Source organism: Marinobacter halophilus, from assembly GCF_003007685.1.
Classification (GTDB): domain Bacteria; phylum Pseudomonadota; class Gammaproteobacteria; order Pseudomonadales; family Oleiphilaceae; genus Marinobacter; species Marinobacter halophilus.
This window is the reverse complement of sequence record NZ_PXNN01000013.1, coordinates 231,853-248,844: the sequence shown is the minus strand read 5'-3', so window position 1 is coordinate 248,844 and position 16,992 is coordinate 231,853. Positions and strand designations below refer to the sequence as shown.

Annotated in this window: 12 protein-coding genes; 7 read left to right on the top strand and 5 right to left on the bottom strand. The window is 56.1% G+C overall.

Features of this window, described 5'->3' with window-relative positions:
• The first annotated feature begins 40 nt into the window (after positions 1–40).
• Together parE and C7H08_RS10995 are read left to right on the top strand one after the other, a co-directional pair.
• A complete protein-coding gene (gene parE / locus C7H08_RS11000) occupies positions 41–1,936 on the top strand; it encodes a DNA topoisomerase IV subunit B (protein WP_106671785.1) in 1,896 nt (631 codons plus the stop codon).
• A gap of 95 nt (positions 1,937–2,031) precedes the next feature.
• A complete protein-coding gene (locus C7H08_RS10995) occupies positions 2,032–3,798 on the top strand; it encodes an SLC13 family permease (protein ID WP_106671784.1) in 1,767 nt (588 codons plus the stop codon).
• Here C7H08_RS10995 and C7H08_RS10990 read toward each other — a convergent pair.
• Complete coding sequence (locus C7H08_RS10990; protein ID WP_106671783.1) at positions 3,786–5,069, bottom strand: EAL domain-containing protein; 1,284 nt, start codon at positions 5,067–5,069, stop codon at positions 3,786–3,788. The genes C7H08_RS10995 and C7H08_RS10990 overlap by 13 nt on opposite strands.
• A gap of 600 nt (positions 5,070–5,669) precedes the next feature.
• Between C7H08_RS10990 and C7H08_RS10985 the strand changes: the two genes are divergently transcribed.
• Entirely contained in the window at positions 5,670–6,218 is a 549-nt protein-coding gene (locus tag C7H08_RS10985; RefSeq protein ID WP_106672095.1) for a cytochrome b, read from the top strand.
• Between the two features lie 68 nt (positions 6,219–6,286).
• The gene (locus tag C7H08_RS10980) at positions 6,287–6,868 is read left to right on the top strand and encodes a YceI family protein (RefSeq protein ID WP_106671782.1); all 582 of its coding nucleotides are present in this window, start codon (positions 6,287–6,289) and stop codon (positions 6,866–6,868) included.
• A 79-nt stretch (positions 6,869–6,947) separates the two neighbouring features.
• Here the strand turns inward: C7H08_RS10980 and C7H08_RS10975 are convergent, their stop codons facing one another.
• Positions 6,948–7,184 carry a hypothetical protein gene (locus C7H08_RS10975; protein ID WP_106671781.1) on the bottom strand — a complete coding sequence of 79 codons (237 nt, stop codon included), beginning with the start codon at positions 7,182–7,184 and terminating at the stop codon, positions 6,948–6,950.
• A 220-nt stretch (positions 7,185–7,404) separates the two neighbouring features.
• Between C7H08_RS10975 and parC the strand changes: the two genes are divergently transcribed.
• Both parC and serB read left to right on the top strand, forming a co-directional pair.
• Positions 7,405–9,699 (top strand): DNA topoisomerase IV subunit A, encoded by a 2,295-nt coding sequence (gene parC / locus C7H08_RS10970; RefSeq protein WP_106671780.1) that lies wholly within the window; start codon positions 7,405–7,407, stop codon positions 9,697–9,699.
• A complete protein-coding gene (gene serB, locus C7H08_RS10965) occupies positions 9,692–10,924 on the top strand; it encodes a phosphoserine phosphatase SerB (RefSeq protein WP_106672093.1) in 1,233 nt (410 codons plus the stop codon). Before parC ends, serB begins: the two co-directional genes overlap by 8 nt.
• Before the next feature lie 59 nt (positions 10,925–10,983).
• Here the strand turns inward: serB and C7H08_RS10960 are convergent, their stop codons facing one another.
• From C7H08_RS10960 to epmB, 3 genes are all read right to left on the bottom strand, one after another.
• Positions 10,984–13,068: an EAL domain-containing response regulator gene (locus C7H08_RS10960; protein ID WP_106671779.1), complete on the bottom strand. Its 2,085-nt coding sequence runs from the start codon at positions 13,066–13,068 to the stop codon at positions 10,984–10,986.
• A gap of 200 nt (positions 13,069–13,268) precedes the next feature.
• Entirely contained in the window at positions 13,269–15,086 is a 1,818-nt protein-coding gene (locus C7H08_RS10955) for a GTPase (RefSeq protein ID WP_106671778.1), read from the bottom strand.
• 178 nt (positions 15,087–15,264) lie between these two features.
• Positions 15,265–16,368 (bottom strand): EF-P beta-lysylation protein EpmB, encoded by a 1,104-nt coding sequence (gene epmB, locus C7H08_RS10950; protein WP_106671777.1) that lies wholly within the window; start codon positions 16,366–16,368, stop codon positions 15,265–15,267.
• 45 nt (positions 16,369–16,413) lie between these two features.
• On the opposite strand from epmB, the gene efp reads away from it, so the two are divergent.
• The gene (efp, locus tag C7H08_RS10945; protein ID WP_106671776.1) at positions 16,414–16,989 is read left to right on the top strand and encodes an elongation factor P; all 576 of its coding nucleotides are present in this window, start codon (positions 16,414–16,416) and stop codon (positions 16,987–16,989) included.
• Positions 16,990–16,992: the final 3 nt, after the last annotated feature.

Sequence of the window (16,992 nt, the reverse complement as noted above, 5' to 3'; positions counted from 1 at the left end):
GCTCAGTTTTCACGACCAATTGCGGAGCCCTGCCATTCCTATGAGCGAGCAACTTTACAACGCCGATGCCATTGAAGTCCTGAGTGGTCTGGACCCTGTGCGCAAGCGCCCGGGCATGTATACGGACACCTCACGGCCGAACCACCTGGCTCAGGAAGTTATCGACAACAGCGTTGATGAAGCGCTGGCTGGCCATGCCCGCCGAATTGACGTGGTTCTGCACAGCGACAACTCCCTGAGTGTTGAAGATGATGGCCGGGGCATGCCGGTAGACCTGCATAAAGAAGAAGGTGTGTCGGGCGTGGAGCTGATTCTGACCCGGCTGCACGCGGGCGGTAAGTTCTCCCAGGGAAACTACAACTTCTCGGGTGGTCTGCACGGTGTGGGGGTTTCGGTGGTTAACGCCCTGTCTACCCACCTGGAAATCACCATCAAGCGCGATGGCCAGGTGCACCGGATGACGTTCGCCAATGGCGACAAAGCTTCTGAACTTGAAGTGATCGACACCGTTGGTAAGCGCAACACAGGCACTCGTCTGAAGTTCACCCCAGACACCAAATACTTTGATAGCCCGAATTTCTCGATCAGTCGCTTGCGCCATAACCTGCGCGCCAAGGCGGTACTCTGCCCGGGCCTGACGGTGACCTTTTTGCAGGAGAAATCCGGCGAGAAAGACGAGTGGTTGTACGAGGATGGCCTTCGGGATTACTTGCGCACAGCGCTGGCCGATATCGAAGCGGTCCCGCTGGAACCCTTTACCGGAAGCTTCTCAGGCAATAAAGAAACGGTGGACTGGGCCATCCAGTGGCTGCCAGAGGGCGGCGATGCGGTGATGGAAAGCTACGTTAACCTGATCCCCACCGCCCAGGGCGGCACCCACGTTAACGGCTTGCGTACCGGCTTGCTGGAAGCTATGCGCGAGTTTTGCGAATTCCGCAGTCTGCTGCCGCGGGGCGTCAAGCTGTCGCCTGAGGATATCTGGGAGCGGGTGGCCTATGTGCTGTCGTTCAAGATGCAGGAGCCCCAGTTTTCCGGCCAGACCAAAGAGCGTTTGTCGTCCCGTGAGGCGGCTGCGTTTGTCTCTGGCGTGGTCAAGGATGCCTTCAGTCTGTGGTTGAACCAGCACACCGACATTGCCGAGGCCCTGGCTGAGCTTTTCATCAACAACGCTCAACGTCGCCTGAAGGCCAGCAAAAAAGTGGCTCGAAAGCGAGTGACCTCCGGTCCGGCGTTGCCGGGCAAGCTGGCAGACTGTTCGGGCTCGGATACCAATCGCTCAGAACTGTTCCTGGTGGAAGGGGACTCTGCAGGCGGTTCCGCGAAGCAGGCCCGGGATCGGGAGTTTCAGGCGGTGATGCCGCTGCGGGGCAAGATTCTGAATACCTGGGAAGTGGATTCCAGTGACATTCTGGCCTCACAGGAAGTGCACGACATTGCTGTGGCCATTGGGGTCGACCCCAGTTCCGACGACTTGACCGGGCTGCGTTACAACAAGGTCTGTATCCTGGCCGATGCGGACTCCGATGGCCTGCACATTGCCACCTTGCTGTGCGCCCTGTTCGTCAAACATTTTCGCCCGCTGGTGACCGCCGGCCATGTGTTTGTGGCCATGCCGCCGCTGTATCGGGTGGACCTGGGCAAAGAGACCTTTTACGCCCTGGATGAGCATGAACGGCAAGGGATTCTCGATCGTCTGGCCGCAGAAAACCGCAGGGGCAAGATCCAGGTGACCCGCTTCAAAGGCCTGGGTGAGATGAATCCTTTGCAGCTGAGGGAAACCACCATGGCTCCGGATACCCGTCGTTTGGTGATGCTCACGTTGGAAGAGGGTGACGACACCGATGAGTGTATGGACATGCTGCTCGGCAAAAAGCGCGCGTCTGACCGTCGGGTCTGGCTCGAGGCGTACGGCAATATGGCGGACGTAGCTGTTTGATATTCCCTATGATGCTATAAGAATCATTCTTTATTCTTTTACAGAATTTAAAATGATCGCTATCCTGCTTGTTTTCAAACCGGAAAAACCGCGTTATGGAATGGCAAGGATGGTTTTCTCTGGGGTTGGCCGTGGCTGCCTTGGTACTGATGAGCTCAGGTCGCTTCGCGCCCCATCTGGTGATGATGGCCGCGCTGGTGGTGCTCAGTGCCAGCGGCATCATCGGGCCTGAACAGGCGCTGGTCGGCTTCAGCAATTCTGGCTTGATTACGGTCGTTGCGCTCTTCGTTGTCGCCTCTGGGGTGCATCACTCTGGCGGCGTCGATTTGCTGGTTCGCTACGTGCTCGGTAGCCCGAAAACGGTGCGTGGCGCCCAGGCCCGCATTGCCCTGCCTGTTACCCTGTTGAGCGGTTTTCTGAACAACACGCCCGTTGTGGCCACCATGATTCCGGCGGTGCTGGCCTGGTCACGGAAAATTGGTGTCGCACCCTCCAAACTGATGATTCCGCTTAGTTATGCCGCCATTCTCGGGGGTACGCTGACGTTAATTGGTACCAGCACCAACCTGGTGGTTAACGGCCAGTACCAGCAGCTGACGGGTAACGAAGGGTTTTCCATTTTTGCCATCACCCAGGTGGGATTGCCGGTGGCGATCATCGGTATCTCGGTAATGCTGCTGTTTTTGCCGCGCATGTTGCCGGATCGCAAAGATCAGCAAAAGTTCGGCTCCGTCAAAGAGTTTACTCTGGAGGTCGCCGTGGCCTTCGAGGGGCCGCTGGTGGGCAAAACCGTGGGTGAGGCCGGGCTGCGGGAACTGGACCGGCTCTATCTGGTTGAAATTGAGCGTGATGGCAGCGTGGTCACCGCAGTGCCGTCCGAAGAGCGTTTGCGCAGTGGTGACCGGTTGGTGTTTGCGGGCGACACCCAGGCCGTCTCAGATCTGCTCAGAATTAATGGCATTGTGCCTTCAGTGCACGATGATGAGCCCTCTCTGAGCAAGGTCCGGGCAGAACGCCGTCTGGTGGAGGCGGTCTTGTCGCCCCAGTCCGGTGTGCTTGGCCAGACCATTCGAGATGCCCGTTTTCGTGACCGTTACGGTGCTGTGGTGCTGGCGGTGGCCCGCGGAGGCGAAAGGGTGCCGGGTAACCTGGGCAACATTCGCCTGAAACCCGGCGACGTTTTATTGTTGGAAGCTCGCCCTGCGTTCGTCAGCCGACAGCGTTACAACAAGGATTTTCTGTTAATCAACGATCTGGAAACTGAGGCGCCACGCCACGATCGGGCCTGGTTGTCCTGGGGCATTTTGTTTGTGCTGGTCGGTTTGGCCGCCTTCGGTGTCATGACCATGCTCAATGCAGCTCTGGTGGGCGCGTTTCTGATGATCCTGTCGGGGTGTTGTTCCGTCGGTCAGGCGCAAAAATCGGTCGATGTTCCGGTGGTTCTGACCATTGCCGCATCGTTTGCGTTGGGCGGTGCGCTGGAGCAGACGGGTGCGGCCAGTTATCTGGCCGGCGCCGTGTTCGGTCTGAGTAATGGCAACACCCTGCTGGCGTTGTTGCTGGTCTATCTGGTGGTGTCTGTGTTGACGGAGGTTATCACCAACAACGCAGCGGCCGTGTTGATTCTGCCGGTGGTGTTATCGCTCACAACAGCCATGGGCGTGAACGCCGAGCCCTTCATTATTGCAGTCATGATGGCGGCCTCGGCCAGCTTTGCCACACCGCTCGGCTATCAGACCAATATGATGGTGTTCGGGCCGGGCGGCTACCGCTTTGGTGACTTCGTGCGGGTGGGGCTGCCGATGAATCTGTTCATCGGGTTATTGACCGTCGGTGTGATTTCGCTCGTTTACGGTGTCTGATCGGTGTTGGCAAGAATGTCGCAGCACAATACGTTGAGCCTGCCCTCGGACTGGTAAGCCAGTGACAGCGTTACGCACATGTAGGCACCGGTCACGCAAAGATAGGGCGTGGTAACGTGCAGGTTACCCGGTTGAGCAAGAGCCTGGCGCAGATACTGCTGGCGGAACCAGTCAGCGCTTGTAGTATTCTCCAGAGGTAGGAAGCGAAGATCCTGGTTGCGGATAGTCGCGTCTGACACCAGGGTGTCTGCAATCTGAACGCCCTTGTCGTCCACCAGGTAACACCGTGACACTGTAGGGTGATTCAATAATTCGAAGCAGGCCTGTAGCATCCGTTGCCCTTGCTGGAGTTTCTCGGTGGCCCGACGAAAGGGCGTACTGAAAAAGCCGACCAACTGCTGTGTCGGATCCTGAGTGATTTGTTTGCGTTTTTTGTAATCCTGTAGGAGTTCTTCCAGATCCGCTAGCGACTGTGGTAACTCCTCCAGTTCCAAACATGGTCTGCGGAAATAAAATCCCTGAACAAAATCGACCCCGGCATCAATGGCGATCATTGCCTGATCACGGGTTTCCACGCCTTCGAGCAATACCAGGCACCCGGATTGATGCAGTAACGATACCATGCCGTTCAGAATCTGGCGGGCCCGCTGGTCTTCCGTTGCGCGGGTCAGGAGTGTCCGGTCGAGTTTTACGATATCCGGTGACAGGTTCCAGATGCGTTCGAAATTGGAGTGCCCGGCACCGAAATCGTCGATGGCAATCAGGCAGCCGAGTTTGCGATAGTAGGCAACGGTATCTTTCAGTCGCTCCGCATCATCCGTTGGTTGTTCAACGATTTCCATCACAATACGGTGAGGCGGCAGTCCGGTTTTTTCCAGTAGGGCGCCGAAAAACGAATCGGACTGGCTACCGCTAGTGACAACTCGTGGTGATACGTTAAGGAATAGCCAGTTCAGCTGATCTTTGATGCCGCTGTAGTTGCGGATATGCAAGTAGCGGCAAAGCCTGTCCAGCAGCAGATTTTCGGCTTCGGAGTCAGGTAGTTCAAAAAGATGCAACGGAAGGACTGCGGAGTTGTCGGTATCAAACGCCCGGATCAATGCTTCGTAACCGACGGTCCGCTTGTGGGAAATGCTATAGATAGGCTGTAGTGCGGTTCTGAGCTTTAGCCCCCTGAAACTGGCCGTCCATGTGTCGCCCTGCTGATCGAGCATAGGGGATAGCAGGTCAACTTCTGGTGCCGGGATCATTTCGGGAAAGCTATGGGACATAAGCGATTCTGAACCGTTAAACGAACACATCAGTATCGGATTTTATGCCAGGCCGATCACTGAACTGTTAGCCATAGCGCCCGTATTTCTGGCACTGTTGCCTATATTTCAAGACGTTATCTGATCTCGAACGAGAAGATTGCCAAAAATTCAGAACCATTACCACTACTTAACCGGCAAAAGTGGAAACAGTTTGTGACTTTGTGTTCCAGCGGTGTTTGCGAAGAGGTATTTAGGGGGATGTATCCAAGGAGGATGCCCCGGTTTAGGCCGGGGCACAGGCTACGTCAGATTAATTGTTGCTGGGTACTGCTACGGACTCGTCGAATTCGAGTTCCATGTCATTTCCTCTCGGTCACTGAGGCCCCGTGACGGGGCGGATTAAGTATGTGCAAATTCTATCGTGACCATGGATCCGGGCAATCCGTAGAACCCGTATTCGACCAAAGTGGCCGGTGCGGCACGCAACCGATTGATCAGATAATTTGATGTATCCTGGCAGAATATTTCGATTTTCATCGATCAAACGGCGTTCTAGACTAAGTTACTAGTATGAATCAGGCCCGTATTCCCGGGATCAAGGATGGAGCCAGCTCAGCCATGAAATTTGTTAACACGCCTTCCCGCTACGGCCTTGTATCGATGAGTTTACATTGGTTGGTAGCACTGGCAGTTATTGGTCTGTTCGGCCTCGGCTGGTGGATGGTAGGCTTGACTTATTACGATCCCTGGTATCGGCAGGGGCCGGACATTCACCGAAGTATTGGCATCCTGCTGTTTATCACCATGTTGATCAGATTGGCTTGGCGGCTTCTAAGTCCTCAGCCCAAACCGTTACCTGAACATCGTCGCTGGGAGGTGCAGACGTCGCGCATGGTGCACTGGTTGCTTTACCTGCTGCTATTTACGGCCATGACCAGCGGCTATCTGATTACCACGGCCGATGGCTCATCCATCAGTGTGTTTGGCTGGTTCGAGGTGCCCTCCGTGACCGGACGGATTCGGGGTATGGAAGATACCGCCGGCGCTGTTCATTACTGGAGTACCTGGGCACTGGTTGCGTTGGCAGGGCTGCATGCTCTGGCGGCACTCAAACACCACGTTATTGATCGGGATGCTACCCTCAGGCGCATGTTGGGGCGAGACTGATGCCGGTTGATGTGTGTTCATAAAATGTTCGTCAAGAAACTGTCTGTAACGACATAAAGGAGAAAGCCATGAAGAAACTACTACTTGCCTCTGCTGTATCTTTAGCGCTGGTCGGCACCGTTAACGCCAACGAGCACAGCGGCACTTACGCCTTCGATACCGAGGGTACGCATCAGTTCGTCACTTTCAAAATTTCACACTTGGGCTATAGCTGGCTTTACGGCCGCTTCAACGATTTTGATGGTGAGTTTGTTTATGACGCCGAGAACCCGGAAAACAGTTCGGTAACGGTTACCATCGACACCGCCAGCGTTGACTCTAACCATGCTGAGCGTGACAAGCACCTGCGCAACGAGGATTTTCTGTACATCAACGAATTCCCTCAAGCCACTTTCAAGAGCAAGCGGGTAGTTCTGGATGGAGATGGCGAGGCCGATATCATCGGCGACTTCACCCTGCGCGGTGTGACTCGTGAAATTACGCTCGAAGCTGAAATGCACGGCCACGGCGAGGATCCCTGGGGTGGCTACCGGATGGGCTTTGACGCAGAAACCGTGCTGCGGCTGAAGGATTTCGGCATTCCGATGGATCTTGGTGAAGCCTCCGAAACGGTCGAAATAAAGATTTCGGTTGAAGGTATCCGCCAGTAAACGCACCTTTCTTCAACAGGGTGACCTGGGCTGATACCTCAGGCATCCTGTCTTCTTTTCTAAGCCGCGTTACGCTAAATCAATGTTGTTCAGTGTTGCCAGTCTGTTCACTGGCACGGCAAAGGTGTCTCTGGCGCCAGAACTGACCGACAAAGATAACCACCCCGATCAGAAATCCGGCCCATAGGTAAGCGACAGGCACCTGAAATGTGCCACTAATGGCAAATTCCACCAGCAGCATCAGGGCAACTGCCAGGGCAGCATTCACCAAGGCAGTCACCATGGCATGCCCGCAGGCTATAAGGTTTGGTTTCATAGGTTTCCGCTTGTCAGGAGATAAAACGGCCTTCTGTACATGACAGCGAGAATACGGTGCACCTTACAGACTCTCCATGCGGGAATTCCGCTATTGGAAATTGGTGTATCGTTGCCTGCGTCCATATAATGTGCGCCACATCGCCCGGTATCTGTGCCGGGGGCAGAGGGCGGCGTCAACGCCACACTTCAAAACAGGCAGTTAAGGCAAAGAGGCATCTATGCCAGAGTTTCAGATAACGGATGAAGGGTTTGAACGAGTCGCGCTAAGGGATTACACCGAGAAGGCCTACCTCGACTATTCTATGTACGTCATTCTGGATCGCGCATTGCCCAATATAGGCGATGGGCTCAAACCGGTTCAGCGGCGCATCGTGTATGCCATGTCGGAGCTGGGGCTGAAGTCCACCTCCAAGTATAAGAAGTCCGCCCGCACCGTAGGTGATGTGCTGGGCAAGTTCCACCCCCACGGTGACAGTGCCTGCTATGAAGCCATGGTGCTGATGGCTCAGCCGTTTTCATACCGTTACCCGCTGGTGGACGGTCAGGGCAACTGGGGCGCGCCGGATGATCCCAAGTCTTTTGCTGCCATGCGTTACACGGAATCCCGGCTCGCGCGGTTTGCCGATGCGTTGCTGGGTGAACTGGGCCAGGGCACGGTTGACTGGGTGCCAAACTTTGATGGCACCATGGACGAGCCCTCGGTACTGCCGGCCCGTCTACCCCATGTGTTGCTTAACGGCACCACAGGTATTGCGGTGGGTATGGCCACCGACATTCCGCCTCATAATGTGCGAGAAGTGACCGCTGCCTGTATCCGTTTACTGGATGAGCCGGAGGCGACGGTTGATCAACTGCTGGAGCACATCCAGGGCCCGGATTATCCAACCTACGCTGAAATCATTACGCCCCGCAAAGACCTCCGGCAAATCTATGACACCGGTCGCGGTTCGGTGCGGATGCGGGCTCGTTGGATACGTGAGAGCGGCGAGATTGTGATTACCGATCTGCCGCATCAAGCGTCTGGCAACAAGGTTCTGGAACAGATTGCGCATCAGATGCAGGTCAAAAAGTTGCCGATGGTGGCCGATCTGCGGGATGAGTCCGATCATGAGAACCCCACACGGCTGGTGATTGTGCCCCGTTCCAACCGGGTTGATCTGGACGGCCTGATGGCGCACCTGTTCGCCAGCACCGATCTTGAGAAAACCTACCGGGTTAACATCAATGTTATCGGTAATGACGGTCGTCCCGGTGTTAAAGGCCTGCATCAGATTCTTACTGAATGGCTGGCGTTCCGAAGGAGTACCGTCACCCGCCGGTTGCAACATCGTCTGGACAAGGTTCTGGCCCGGTTGCATCTGTTGGAAGGCTTGCTGATTGCCTATCTCAACATCGATGAAGTCATCGAAATTATTCGCACCGAAGACAAGCCGAAAGCGAAGCTGATGTCGCGTTTTGGTCTGTCTGCCGATCAGGCCGAAGCCATTCTCGAGTTGAAGCTACGGCATTTGGCCAAACTCGAAGAAATGAAGATCCGTGGTGAGCAGGATGAGCTGTCGGCCGAGCGGGACGAATTGCAGTCTATCCTGGGTTCGCCAGAGCGCCTGCGTGAGCTGATCAAAACCGAACTGATACAGGACGCCGAAACCTACGGCGATGATCGCCGCTCGCCGATTGTAGAGCGCCAGGAGGCCAAAGCGTTCAGCGAGACCGATCTGGTGTCTAATGACCCGGTCACGGTGGTGCTTTCGGACAAGGGCTGGGTGCGGGCGGCCAAGGGGCATGATATTGACCCGACCGGCCTCAGTTACAAGGGGGGTGACCACTTTGCCCTGGCCGCTTGTGGCCGTAACAACCAGCAAGCGATCTTCCTCGATTCCACCGGCCGGGCCTATTCGCTGATCGCGCACAGTTTGCCGTCTGCCCGAGGGCAGGGGGAGCCGCTAACGGGCCGGATCAACCCACCCTCAGGGGCTACCTTCTCCGGCTTGCTGATGGGAGAGCCCGAACGTAAGACCTTGCTGGTGACCGATGGCGGGTACGGCTTTGTGACGTCACTGAACGACATGGTGGGCAAGAACCGCGCCGGTAAGGCCGTGGTCAGCGTGCCCAAGGGTGCCCGCATCATGCCGCCGGTGATGATCCCGCAAACGGTTTCCACGCTTTACCTGGCGGCCATTTCCAACGAGGGCCGAATGCTGGTATTCCCGCTCAGTGAGTTGCCGGAGCTGGCCAAAGGCAAGGGCAACAAGATCATCAGCATACCGTCTGCGCGAGTTCAGAACCGGGAAGAGTATGTGGTGGCGGTAGCGGTCTTTGGTGAAGAAGATCAGCTTGAGATCAAGGCCGGCAAGCGTAAGCTTGGGTTACGCTTTAGTGATCTTGAACATTATCTGGGTGAGCGTGGTCGCCGTGGCCACAAATTGCCGCGTGGGCTTCAGCGTGTCGACGGGATTGATGTTATCCCCTCGGCCGCACGGGCCCAGGAAGAGGAGAGTGCGGACAGTGAGTGAGCTGGTACTGGTGAATGTGTCCGGGCGCGACAAGCCCGGGCTGACGTCGGAAATTACCGGCATCATGGGGCAGTACGATGTCCGGATTCTGGATATTGGCCAGGCGGTCATTCACGACCATCTGACCTGGGGCATCCTGATCGAGATCCCGGACGAGTCCAAATCGTCTCCGGTAATTCGGGACCTGCTGTTCCGGCTGCACGCGCTGGACCTTCAGGTGCGCTTTGCGCCGATTACGGTTGAGGATTATCAGACTTGGGCGGAAGCCCGTAACCGTGCCTGCTACATCGTTACCTTGCTGTCCCGGGACATCAAAGCCGAGCAGATCGCCCGGGTGTCTGCCATTACCGCACGGCATGGCCTGAACATTGACAACATTACCCGTTTGTCGGCCCGACCATCGCTGAATTGTGGCGACAATCGTATTGCCTGTGTCGAATTTTCCGTCCGGGGTACGCCGTCGGACCTGGAGCAGTTACGGGCAGATTTTCTGCACATTGCCGGTGAAATGAATGTGGATATCGCGTTCCAGGAAGATTCCATCTTCCGGCGTAACCGTCGCCTGGTGGTGTTCGATATGGACTCCACCCTGATCGAAGCGGAAGTCATTGACGAGCTGGCTCACGAGGCCGGCGTCGGTGAGCAGGTGGCTGACATCACTGAAAGGGCGATGCAGGGCGAGCTCGACTTCAGTCAGAGCTTTGCCGAGCGCCTGGCGCTGCTTAAAGGTCTCGATGAGTCGGTGCTGGAGGGCATTGCCAACCGGCTGCGCATGACCGAAGGGGCCGAACACCTGATCCTCAGCCTGAAAGCGCTGGGCTACCGGACCGCCATTCTGTCTGGCGGCTTCACCTACTTTGCCCGGCATCTTCAGCAAAAGCTGGGCATCGATTACGTCTATGCCAATGAGCTGGATATTGTTGACGGTAAAGTTACCGGTCAGGTTAAAGGCCAGGTCGTCGATGGTAGGCGCAAAGCGGAGTTACTGCTGGAGATTGCCGAAAAAGAGCATATCTCACGGGAGCAGGTGATTGCTGTAGGCGATGGCGCCAACGACCTGCCCATGCTGAGCCAGGCCGGGTTGGGGGTGGCTTTCCGCGCCAAGCCGCTAGTCAAGGAGTCCGCGCGGCATTCCATCTCAACCTTGGGGCTGGACGCCATTTTGTATCTGATCGGCTTCCGCGAGAGCGAGACCAATCAGACCCTGCAAAACACCAGGCTCTGAACGCACAAAGGGCGAGGTTTTGACGTCTCGCCCTTTGTTTCCTGCATGACCTGCGTCGGTCAGCTGTCCCCGAAGTCGTAATTCATCTCCGGTACCGGTGCCTGCAGGTAGTAGCCCTGGATGTAGTTGACCCCGGCTTGCCACAGGGTAGCCAGCACGCCGGCATTTTCCACCAGTGGAATGATGGTAAGCTTGCCGGCATTCTGCAGGCTCTTAACCATTTCCTTGACTTGTTCCTTGGCCTGGTCGCTCTTCTGGATTTCTTCGGTGAAGGAGCCGTCGATCTTCACGTAGTCCGCTTCAATGTGCTTGAGCGTGTTGAACGGGTTGAGAGCGCAGCCGAACTGGGAGATAGACACCTTGCTGTGGAGTTCATGCACCGCTTTGGTAAACTCCTTGGCCTGCTTCATGTAGTTATTGGCATCACCTTCCCGGATCTGGAAGATCAGCGAATCCCCAGGTAGACGTGCCGCTTTCAGGGCAACGCTGAGCCAGGGTGTAAAGGTTTTGTCTTGCAGGCTCTCTGCCGTGATGTTCAGGAATAACCGGGTGTCATGGCCCCTTGAACGGTGGCTGGCGAGCTGCTTGATGGTTTGCAGAATGACCCAGCGATCAATCTTGATGGCGGTGTCGCTGGGGCCCATCGGTGGCAGGAAGTCGTAAGGAGAGACTTCCTCGTTGTCTTTGTCGAGCATCCGGACGAAAGCCTCGTAATGCTCCTCGCCTTCACCCCTGAGGTTAATGATCGGCTGGAACAACAGGCGGAAGCGGTTTTCATCCAGTGCTTTCAGAATGGCTTCGACCGAGTTGCTCTCATCCAGGCTCTCGTATTCGGCCGGATTGTACACCACGATCCCGTTACCGCGTTCGCGGCCTTCCAACTTCTTCACCTCGGCAGACGCGGTATGGGCCCGGGCCATCAGCTCCTCGGCTTTCGGGGAGTTCTCCGTGATCGCGGCGATACCGATGGAGACAGTCAGCGGAACGGTTTTGCCGTTGATGTCGAACAGGTGGTCCTCCACGGCTTTTCTGACGCGCTCACAGGTGCTCTCCATGGTCTTTTCATCGCACGGCAGACACATCAGGCAGAACGCGTCATCACTCAGCCGGGCCAGCGTCAGGTCGTCACCGGCCTGCTCGCGCAGCAGGCTGGCCAGATCGCCCAACAGCAGGTCTGCGCCTGAAATGCCAACCTGACCTTTCATGGCCATGAAGCTGTCCAGAGCGATATAAGCCAGAGCGCCGGTTTCATTGTTTTTGCCAGCCGTGGCGACGGCCTGCCCCAGTGCGTCCATCAGATATTGGCGGTTGAACAGTCCGGTTAACAGATCCTGACTGCTGATCTGTTTGAGTTTTTCTTCCAGCTCGGCGTCACTGTGTTCCGGCTGCAGCACAATCTGTGTGCAGGTTTCGCCGTCGTAGGTGGCGGCTGACACCGACATGGTGACGTTGAGTTCCTGATCGTCACTGCGGCGGGCGGTGCAGTTGAGCGTGGTGCCGTCCTTGCCGTCCTCGGCAAAGGCCTTCATGAAGTTTTTGTATTTGTCCTGGCTGTCCGGGTTCAGAGTATCGAGCACCGGAATGCAGATCAGGTCGTCGATGTCGTCGTAGCCCAGAAATTCCATGTAAGACTGGTTGGCATAGATATGCATGCCGTCGTTGATGTAGGCAATGGCATCTTTGGAACTTTCCAGCAGCAGCTGGCAACGTTGTTCGGCTTCGCGCAAATGGGATTCCAGCGCGCGGCGTCTGCGACGTTCATCAAGCGCAGCCAGTTCGCGCTTCACCACCAGCACCAGAAGGTCTTTGTATTCGAAAGGAACAACGTCCTGTCCACCGGCGCGGATAATACTGACCGTCCGCTCTCTGCTCGGCTCTTCGGCCAGCAGTATGAAGGGGATGTCTTTATCCATGCGCTTGACCATGGCAAGCGCATCATCTGCTCCAAAATCCTGTTCCAGATCCTTGGCCAGCAGCAAATCCCAGTTGCTGGTCTTGAGTGCTTCTTCGAGATCCTCTTCAGAGGTTATCCGATGGGCGCGGGTGGCCTTGCCTGAATTGCGGAGCAGGCTGATCATGGATTCCGCATCATTTTGAGATGGATCAAGAATCAGCAGGTGTACAGTCGCGTTTTTTTTCTGCATTCGGAAGACGTCTCATGAGTACGCATTGGTGGTGCTGGCGTGCAGATTCCCGGAAAACTCATGGTCGACAGGGAATTGCCGCAGAGTTCGGGTGCCTGTTCGCAAAGCCAGACGGGCACTTTCGATGAATGATGCAGGGGTTGGCGATCAATAACAACCCTGGGGACAGCGGCGGTTCACAGTCCTTGTAACCGCCTGCTTTACAACGAAGGCCAAAGGGAATCAAATTCATCTTCAGTGGCAGCGGGCGTTGAATGTGGTGAACCACTTTGGCCCTTCATTACGGCGGTGTTTTGTAATTTCAGTTCGAACTGACTGATGCTGCCGGTGGCCGACACTTTTTTCAGAAGCTGGCCCTGATCTTCTCGGCCGTCGTGGAGCAGTGAGATTCGGCTACCATTCTGGAACGGCAATCTGGGGGTGATCAGCGTTGCTGCCTGATTCACCACACTAATCTCCGGCAGTAACAGCCCGCGCAGATACTCACTGCTGTTGCCTACCTTCTGGATCAGGCGAATGCCACACGGTGCAGCGCTCGGCGCCAGCAGTTCAATGCCGACCTGAGTTCCCTGATTGCGAATCTGGCGCAGCCAGCGCACCACGGCAACACTCCAAGGGTGTGTTTTGTGTTCCCGAACACCCAGAATCTCACCCGCTTGAAGGGAAGCCGGCACGCTACTTTCCCAGGCCACGCAGTAGCCGCCGGGGCTGGTGTTGATCAGCAGGGCATGGTTGGCGCACGGTCGGTTACGGTCGGTGCCTGTAGGCGCGGAAGCGCCGGAACTGGTTCTGAAATTGATCGGGGCGTCTGTCGCGTGCAAACGGTCTTCGTTTGGACCGGCGTCATGGGCACCGGACCAGGCGTCGCTCTTGCGATTGGCGTTGCGGATGAACATGTTGTCCTGGTCTGGGTCGGCCTTGTCGTTGCCGTTGCCGTCCAGAAACTCTGAAAAGGTTTTCTCCCCGGCGATAAAAAAATGCGCTGCGGTCAGGCCGACACAGATTTCCAGGGTGCCCTGACTGGAAATGCGGTTGAAATTGCGTTTCGCCAGAATGCCTAGAGCTTGAATCAGGTGTGTAAGCAGGGTGTCGCTGACTTTTGACGATATCTGCAGCCGCGAAACGTCATTGTCATGGCTCTGTCGGGCGTGCAAGGCTTCCGACAACTGAGTGGAGAGCTCTCTGGTGTCGAAGCCAAAACTTTCATCGCCGGGCCTCTGCTCCAGCAGACTTCGGTATACCGGCGGGCTATCCACCTCCATATTGATTACGAACAGGCTGTCTGTGCCGATATCGGGGCCGCACTGGCTGAATTCGGTCCAGGACTCCATCAGCCCGTAAACCAGCGTCAGTTCGGCCTGCCGCAGCTGATTCGGACGGGCGCAACCCAATAGCAGAATGCGCTTGTAGCTGTCTGCCACGGTACTGGACCGGCGGTGAGTCAGGGTGTCGTCATCGACCTCCTGGGCGCTCAGTTTGTTCCGGTTGGCAAAGCGGTACAGCCGGTGGCATTCCAGCCAGCTCTGGGCCGGGCTCGGGCAGTACAGCTGGTGTGAGCGAACAATGGTGGCGGCCAGCTCGGAAATGGCCCTGTGGATGGCGGTCGCGACATGCCGCCGGTTCTTCTCGAGTCCCCCGTTGTCCAGGTACTCCAGTACACAGAGTTTGTAACCACTGGCGAGATGCAACTGAAGAGCCTGCGCCAGATTGGCAATCTTGCGCTGCTTTTCTGGCAGCGCAATGGTCAGTCCCAGGAAGTGCCGCGACAGCTCACTACAGACGAAATGGATCTTGTCACGAATCAGTTCGAGAAACTGCATGCGCTGTTGGGGCGACAAAAAAAGATGGTTCAGTTCAATGGCGGCGTGATAAAGCTGGCGGGATGCCTCGCCGATATTTGCCATTGGCAACTGATCAACCCAAAGCTTGAAGGCCTTGGGTGTCGTGTCGCAAAACGACAGGCTTGCTGTTTTCTGTTCAGGAACCTTCAGGTCAGGTTTCAGAATCTTGCCTTCCATTTTTTCACGCCAGTGTCTGAGCTGCTTTAGATGTATATCGATCGAAAGTGCCGAAAATACATGCTTTTATTGTGATTAACCATTGAACTTTAAGATAGCAAAGCGATAACAAAAAGCGAGAAAATCATGAGTTGACAATGTTTGACAAGTCATAACAGGCCAGCTTACACGGCGTGTCTCACTCAGAGGTGAATCTGGCAGGCAGGTTGTCCGGAGCGACCGGGGTTTTACTGGCCTCGCCCGGCAGTTCTCTGACCAGTTTTGGCACCAGAAAACCCGGCAGCCGTTTCATCAGGTCCTGGACCAGCGCAGCGGCCGTCTGGTCATTGACGTCAAAGTGGTGAGCGCCGGCAACGGGGTCAAAGGCATGAAGATAATAGGGCAGTACACCTGACGCGAACAAGTCTTCGCTTAATTTGGCCAGAGTGTCGGCAGAGTCGTTGACGCCCTTTAGTATCACGCTCTGGTTGAGCAGGGTGACGCCTGCATCCCTCAGGCGGGAAAACGCACGGTTGGTTTCGTTATCCAGTTCGGCAGGGTGATTGACGTGCACCACCAGCACTTTCTGCAGCGGACTTTCTTTCAACCAGCCCAGCAGGTCATCGCAAACCCGTTGTGGGATCACTACGGGCAACCGCGAGTGAATGCGAAGTCGTTTGATATGGGGTACTCCAGCCAGTGCACGGGCCCATTGCGCCAGTAAACGGTCATTAACCGCGAGTGGGTCGCCGCCACTGAAAATGACTTCGTTAATGTCCGGGCTTGCCTGCAGGCTGGCCAGTACCTGCTGACGATCGTCGGGCCCCAGTCTTTGGGAGTCGTAGGGAAAATGCCGGCGAAAGCAGTAGCGACAGTTGATGGCGCACTGCCCGGTTACCATCAGCAAGGCCCGGCTTTGGTATTTTCTTATCAGGCCGGTGGTCTGGATGGCGGCACTTTCCGCCAGGGGGTCGTGAACGTAACCTTCTTGAAAAAGTGCTTCATCGACGAGCGGGAGTACTTGCCTCAACAAGGGGTCATTGACGTTGCCTAGCTGCATTCGCCGGATAAAAGGCTCCGGTACGCGTACCGGAAATAGCCGGTGACCGGCATTAGCCCCACTTAACCATGTCTCCAGAGGCAGGCCCAAACGGGCCAGAAGCTGTTCCGGGTCGGTCACTGAATTCGCAAGGATCTGCTGCCACGTCTGTACTTGCGTACCGGCTTGATCTCGCTGATTCACGCCATTTACGGAAGGCTCTTCGTTACGGGCTTCTATACGGGCAGGGGTTCGCTGTATCATAGCGACCTTTGAAATTTTAACGACAATACGTCAGGTGGACATTTCATGGCTTCATATTCTACCAACGAATTCCGCGGCGGTCTCAAGGTTTTGCTGGATGGCGACCCTTGTATCATCCTGGAAAACGAATTCGTCAAACCCGGTAAGGGCCAGGCGTTCAACCGCGTCAGGCTGCGCAATCTGATGTCCAACCGGGTTTGGGAACGCACTTTCAAGTCCGGCGAGACGCTGGAAGCCGCGGATGTCATGGATCAGGACATGGAGTACCTCTACACCGACGGCGAATTCTGGCATTTCATGCTGACCGATGGCTCGTTCGAGCAGTATCCGGCCGATGCCAAAGCGGTAGGTGATACCGTTAAATGGCTTAAAGAACAGGACGTCTACACCGTCACCCTGTACAACGGCGCACCGCTGTCAGTTACACCGCCGAACTTCGTTGAACTCGAGGTGGTCGACACCGATCCGGGCATGAAAGGTGATACCGCTCAGGGCGGCTCCAAGCCGGCAACCCTGTCGACCGGTGCGGTGGTAAGCGTGCCTCTGTTCATCGTGATCGGCGAAGTGCTGAAAGTAGATACCCGCTCAGGCGAATACGTTAACCGCGTCAAAAGCAGCTGATCC